General features: G+C 51.5%; 7 protein-coding genes. 5 read left to right on the top strand and 2 right to left on the bottom strand.

The window, feature by feature from the left end:
- The coding region (locus K5905_RS24595; RefSeq protein WP_297588979.1) for a phosphodiesterase at positions 1-718 on the top strand (718 nt) is incomplete at its 5' end.
- Positions 718-1,266: a CAP domain-containing protein gene (locus K5905_RS24590; protein WP_297588976.1), complete on the top strand. Its 549-nt coding sequence runs from the start codon at positions 718-720 to the stop codon at positions 1,264-1,266. The genes K5905_RS24595 and K5905_RS24590, both read left to right, overlap by 1 nt.
- Positions 1,267-1,450: 184 nt before the next feature.
- Here K5905_RS24590 and K5905_RS24585 read toward each other — a convergent pair whose 3' ends face one another.
- Entirely contained in the window at positions 1,451-2,779 is a 1,329-nt protein-coding gene (locus K5905_RS24585; protein ID WP_297588971.1) for a YcaO-like family protein, read from the bottom strand.
- Positions 2,780-3,107: 328 nt separating this feature from the next.
- On the opposite strand from K5905_RS24585, the gene K5905_RS24580 reads away from it, so the two are divergent.
- Positions 3,108-3,398 carry a hypothetical protein gene (locus K5905_RS24580; protein ID WP_297588969.1) on the top strand — a complete coding sequence of 97 codons (291 nt, stop codon included), beginning with the start codon at positions 3,108-3,110 and terminating at the stop codon, positions 3,396-3,398.
- A 67-nt stretch (positions 3,399-3,465) separates the two neighbouring features.
- On the top strand, positions 3,466-3,753 hold the full coding sequence (locus tag K5905_RS24575) for a hypothetical protein (protein WP_297588966.1): 288 nt from the start codon (positions 3,466-3,468) through the stop codon (positions 3,751-3,753).
- Here K5905_RS24575 and K5905_RS24570 read toward each other — a convergent pair.
- Positions 3,745-5,691, bottom strand: a complete 1,947-nt coding sequence (locus K5905_RS24570) for a BTAD domain-containing putative transcriptional regulator (protein ID WP_297588964.1) — start codon at positions 5,689-5,691, stop codon at positions 3,745-3,747. The genes K5905_RS24575 and K5905_RS24570 overlap by 9 nt on opposite strands.
- 225 nt (positions 5,692-5,916) lie before the next feature.
- Between K5905_RS24570 and K5905_RS24565 the strand changes: the two genes are divergently transcribed.
- Entirely contained in the window at positions 5,917-6,174 is a 258-nt protein-coding gene (locus tag K5905_RS24565; RefSeq protein ID WP_297588961.1) for a hypothetical protein, read from the top strand.
- Positions 6,175-6,415: the final 241 nt, after the last annotated feature.

The raw sequence follows: 6,415 nt of genomic DNA, 5'->3' as shown, positions 1-6,415 counted from the left end.
CCCGAGACCGGATGCTCTGGTCATTACCGGAGACCTGACAGATCGCAGCGACCCGCGTGAATATGCGGTTGCAAGAGAATTGTTGTCTCGACTTGAAATGCCTGTCTATCTCCTTCCAGGCAATCATGACAGCAGCGAGGGAATGCGGCGTGAAATGTCCGATTTCCCTGGCATCAATGAGACCAGGAACGGCAAGATTTGCTACGCAGCCGATGTTGGAAGCGTGCGACTGATCGCACTCGACACGCATATTCCGGGAAGCCCTCAGGGAGAGTTGGGCCCAGAGCAACTTGCCTGGCTTCAGTCGACGCTAAGCGAAACAATCAAACCGACGATTATCGCTCTGCATCACCCTCCCGCGTTGTCCGGTATTGTTCACATGGACAATATGGGTCTTCTCGACGCGGATGCGCTGGCTGACGTCGTCGCACCTCACCATCACGTCGAACGACTGATCTGCGGTCATCTGCACAGACCAATCATTGCAAGTTTCGCCGGCAAAGTCATGACCCTGGCCCCGAGCACCGGTCATCAGGTCGTTCTCGATCTGACCGAAAACGGACCGGCCCTGTTCAACTTCGAACCTGCTGCCTATTTCCTTCACTTTCACTCCGGCAAAACCGGGATTGTGACGCATATGGCTTACGTGGAAAATTTTCCGGGACCTCACCACTTTTTTGCTGATGAGGGCGTTGTCTGGCCGGGAGACGAAAACTGATGCGATCTGTTACGCACCTGCTGAAATTCTTGAAAGCAGTTTCCATTGTCCTACTGGCTTGGATGGTGGCATCCTGCAGCGTTGTGCCAGGCAGCGGTGACTTGGAAGAAGCAACGGTGCTGACAAATCAGCCGGTCGACAAGGCCCAGATGCTCTCAATGATAAATGCCTATCGCAAAAAGAACGGTCTGGCGGAACTCCTGCACGACCCGACATTGGATGAGGTATCACAAAAAATGGCCCGTCATATCGCTGAACGCGACAGTATGGACACTTGGGCGCACAGCGCGTTTGGACTGTCGCAAAGGCTCGACAAGGCACGGTACGCAAATTACGCAGGCGCTGAGAATCTTGGGGCCGGATACGCTGATCTTTCAGCAGCGTTCCGTGGTTGGCAGGGGTCGGACGGTCACAACAAAAACCTCTTAAATCCCTATGTCACTCGCGTCGGGATTGCACGGACTAACCGGAATAACGGAAAGTGGCGGAATTTCTGGGTGATGACGCTGGCACGTCCCTATGAAGACGGCCGTCCTGTCGTTCGTTGAACGGCGGGTTGCTTGGCACCCTGGAAAGAAAAATGGGCGAAGCCCTGCCTCGCCCTGAGTTTCTTCCAGAGATCGGACGACCCAGTCGTCATCCGGACACCCGGCACTCATAACCTGAGTGCAAAGGTCATATTTTATTATCTTGGTTGCAGCACCCTGTCAAATGGGTCGTAATTTGTTTGTTTTAAAAGGGAAATGGGCGACTGGAAAACTCTTCTTCCCTCGCAGGTTCTGGACGCAACCCGCGTTCAACTACACCGGTATAGAGGCGCTGTTTGCCGAAGCGAGGTTCCCAGCTGCACAGGTCCGGCGAAAGCAGTTTGACGCAGGGAATTTTCAGATCCGGTCGCGTCGCGTCAAACTCCCAGATTTCAAATTTCCTGTCCAGGCAACTTTGCAGAAGACCGTCATAGGAAAAGTCTCTTTGACATAGGGTCTCGTCCGCAGGCAACGCTGCTTCTATTGGCAGATCCTCCAGAATTGACTTGTTTCTTGCATATGCGAGGTGTCTGGGTAGCCCCACACCATCAATTGAAGCCTGACCAGTCACGGGATACGCTTTGTCCATCAGGTGCAAGGCGTTCTCCGACTGAAGCATTTCCTCAATGGCGCCATGGCATGCGGAGGCAATGTCCCAACCCGCGGATGATCCGAAGGCAGTTCTCCTGCCACCAGCTGTCCAGGACATCGCCATGACAACATGAACATCCAGATCTGTCTGGACGGCAAACACCTCCCAATGACGGTCCAACGCGATTAAAAAATCCATTAGTTGACCGGGGAGGATTTCACTTAGAAGGCCTCCACTCAACCGAGTTATCCCCAGGCGGTTGTACCAGCTTTGCGCAACTGCATCCCGTTCGACAAGCTCCAGAAACGCACGCTCCCGCGCGCCCTTCAGATCCCGCCAAACCGCACAACCAACGCTGGATGCGAAGGAAATTTCGCTCCCTGTTTCCAACTCCATTTCCCGAAACAATACTCCGACACTTGGCAGTTGCGCCAATCGCCCGTCCGCCAGAGATCGAACATTTATGCGGCTGTTGGACAGCGATCCCCATTCCGGCACGCCGTCATTGTCAGTAGAGCCATTGAACTGCAGATGACGCGCAACGTTAAGCGCCTGCAAATCACTCAGTCCGAGCACCTCCCCCAATTCTACCTGTGATTGTGTTTGCTGCCTTGCAACAATACGCGTATCATACCGCCCCATCGTCCAAAGGCTTATACGTTCCGCAAGTTCACCCAAACAACCAAGAGCTGCATTTCTAGCTGTCCCGGCCTGCCCACCTGCGGGAATTGGACCAACTTCGGCCCCACCGGCTTCATCTTGAGGGCGAATTGGTTTCAGCAGACCGGTGCAGAAAAACAGCGGGCAATCCGCACGTGTCATAGGAACAAGTCTTATGTCGAAGGATGTCAGCAGGGGCAGAAACAGCGACAGGTCCCCATCAGCCATTTCCGGCCAATGAGCTGTTTCGTCGGCCCCAGGCACTAGCAGGCCAACGCGCATAAGGTCGTTCATAATTCGACCGGACAAAGACACTTTACCGTCTCTTTCCTCTGAGACCGTCATATTCCCACCACCTGTCACATGCCCCATTTAAAGTAACTGCAAAATACTCACACACACCCTGCAATTGTATGCTTCGTTTATTATGCGTTTTACTATTGTTAAAGACCGTCAAATCGATCAATCTTTGCCTCGAAAGCAGTCAATCAATAGTATACACTAGAAAATTCTAAGTTTTTACTAAAGTTTGACTTATTTCTAGTTTAGCCGCGTGACCATCCACCCACCAGCTAAATTTTGTCGCAACCTTAACTTCTGGAGGCAAACAATGCACGCCAGCACGACTTCAAAATCCGAACTGGAAATCGGCGCAAAACTTGGCGCGATCATCCAGGACACGACTTCACGGGAACAGCTCATTGAAAATCCGACCGAAGTCCTGAGCGAAATCGGTGTGAGCTCCGATGTGACCATCTACGCTGACACTGCTGACCTGGTGCATCTGATTGTTCCGGCGAATGTCGACGCAGATCGCGTTGCCGCGGGCGACGAAGCCTACTTCGAAGAACTCGGCAAGGCTGCTCTTGGAAACTGCCTGTATGACAGCGTTCCTGAGTAACTGAAATAGACAACCAAAGAACCGCCCGTGCGTTGGTCTCGGGCGGTTCTTGAGAAGGAGCTATGTTATGGCCAGGTTTCCATTTCATCAAAGCAACGTGAGAGCTCTTGGTGAGCTCCTTGCCAAAGCGGCACTCGACAAAGATTTTTTGAACTTGCTTCGAGAAAATCCGGCTAAATTTCTGTCCGACATCGGTTTGCCAAAACAAACGACCGCGTTAGTCGATTTTGAAATCGTGGATCAAAACAAACATCCCAAGGCCGTTGCCCTTCCCTACCGTTTGAACGACCAAAAACTTGAAAATTCGAATTCTGCCTATTTGACGAATCTATCGCAAATGTTTGCACTAAATTGAACGCGGCCCATTGAACAAAAATCTTTGGACATACGCAGCGCCTCTATCGAATTTTTCACGCGCATTTTTGTCCTGGAAAAAGTTGATTTTCTCTCGCCAGATTTCTGGATCATCTGCACCTAGCGGAGAGCTGCTCAGCAGAGACATACGATGCTCACTGTAACGTTGCAAAATCTGCTCCGCTTCCTCTTCCCGACCAGAGCAAATCAAAGCTGCGACGCGTGTAGTAAGACCGCTAACGCCGACACCAGCTCCACGCTCAATTTGGGATATTGCACTTTCATAATCCTCGGCCGCGAAAAAAATGTTCGCCAGGTATTCATAAAAAACTCTCGGAACAAACGACAGAAGTGAAAAAGCCTTTTCAGCGGTTGCTCGCGCTTCATCCACGTTTCCTGAAAATGCCAGTCCTTCTGCAACGGACATCAAATTAGACGGATCGGCCGTACTAAGACGACTGGCATTTCGAAAGGCTCTTTTTGCATCTTCCGGCATGTTGGAGAGAATCAGAGCCCACCCGTAGACTCGTTGATTCGTAGCCTGCCAGGGATCCAGGACAATTGCTTTTTCAGCGAGATCGAGAAGACTACTCATGCCATTTGAGATCGTTTTATCACTTAGTGGAAAATGCAACTCCTGCTTCATAATGATGGATGCCTTTCCAGCATACGTCATTGAAAAATAGCTGCTGGATTGTTCCAGTTCATCCAAGATCCGCATCGCTTTTTCGTCTGACTGCGGAGTAAAATCCCACAACAACGCTTCAGCTTGGCACCAACGCGCGAAAACAGATGAATTCGAAGGGTTTCTTAGCCTGCCTGTCGAGTATGTGTGTATGCGGCTTACGATCTGACTCCCTGCAGACGCGGTACTGTTCCACATTGAGGGGTCGATAATTTCATTGAAAATAATCCGTCCATTGCTTCGGTCTTCGAATTGGACGACGACTTTCCCCGTTCTCTCATCATGCGTGAACCGAAGGAGGTATGTCCCGAGTTCATGCCCTTCGATCAACGTGGGTTTAGGGGCATTTTCTTCACCGAAGTATTCAGCTTGATAGAGATCGAAGGAACGAAACGAGGAAAGACCGGATACGACTTCTTCTCGCAAGTGAATCGCGTCGTTAAGGCCCTTCTTCACCAAAGACGAAGACAAGATAGTGACTTCTGGCAAGGATACAGCGTCTTCGTTGTTTCTGCGCACTTCTATTGTTGGGTCTTCGCGTTCTCCTGAACCAAACTTTTTGCTTTGTTGCCCATTGCTGTCGCCAAGCAACAGATCCCGCGTTTCCTGGTTTGGTTCCGCATCCAGGTGGAGTTTCATCTCCCGTTCGCAGGTTTTCAGCTGTTGTTCGGCGCGTTCCTTCTGACCCAGTTTCATGTAGAGCCGAATCAGAACCCGATGGGCAGCTTCCAGCGCCGGGTCGATTTTCAAAAGGAAACGCCCGCCAGCTTCCACTCTGACGCCGCCATCCTCGATTGATATCTGATTGAGATGCCGCAAGGCTGCGCCGGTTACTTCGGACCGCACCCTTTCCCGCTCGACCCTTAACCAGTCGGAGAATTCAGGATCGATATCCTCATAACCTGTCAGAAAATCTCCGCGCCAAAGCTCTTCTGCCTCCCGGAAATCATCAGTCCGACCTCGTTCCAACAAGGCCAGAAGCTGCATGAAATCAGATGAAAACACACTCTGGTCGAGCTGAACATGTCCACCCGAGGATTGGACGACGTCAAAACCGGCTTCCTGCTCGGCAGTCTTTAGTTGACGCAGGGCCTGTCGCAGAGATTGCATGGCTTTTGGTCGGTCCGCGCTGCTCCAAAGCAGGTCGGCAAGCGCCTCTCTGGGCGCATTCAAACCTCCCATGCGGCTCAAATAACCCATAATGGCCAAGGCTTTCCGGGTCTTAACCGCCACTGGCTCCTGGATTTTGCTCAAGAGCAGTGGGCGCCCCAGACTAGCGAAGCAAGAAGCGTTTGCCATCAATTCCCCGTATTCGAGACGCACATATTCAGAAGTGGCCTTTCACAACCGCGAATGCCATACAACCTGAAACACAACAACACCTTATCACGCTCATTTCACGCTGCAACAGCATGCTGGTGGTGGATGGTTATGGCAGCTTCGCTGCAAACGGTAATTTTAATACTGGTGGGTAGTATAATGTCTAAGACAGTCAGCAAACCAGATCGCAAGGTGGTTGAACAAGAACCTGCGGTCGAAGCGATCAAACGTATGATTCGCTATACCAAAAAGGAAGCAGACAAGGACGGCCGTACCTTCTGCTCCTATTGCCTGGACATGGCTCTCCAGGCGCTTGAAGACGGGTCGGATGATCTCGACATGGTGCTGCGGACGAAAATCACTCCGCTCATGGTCGGTCAGCCGAACGTTGAGGCTGCAAAGGCCGAAACAGTCTGAGGTTTTCCTCCCAAACCTCTGAGGTGTGAGCGTGTGCTCACATCTGTGGTCATGTGTGCTCCAGTCCCCACTCGCCGGTAACAGCGTTTCCCAATCGCAGTTACCGGTTTTCTTTTTCAAAAAACCGTCTGAAGAACGCCCTGCCTGCAGATCTGAAGATCATCATTTTGCCGGTAAAAGCGAGAGAAGCAGGGTTTTCCAGCGTCTGAGATCGCCCCTTTTGTTTCCATCTATCAATCAG

Source organism: Roseibium sp. (assembly GCF_025698965.1).
Taxonomy (GTDB): domain Bacteria; phylum Pseudomonadota; class Alphaproteobacteria; order Rhizobiales; family Stappiaceae; genus Roseibium.
This window is presented reverse-complemented; position numbering and strand designations above follow the sequence as displayed.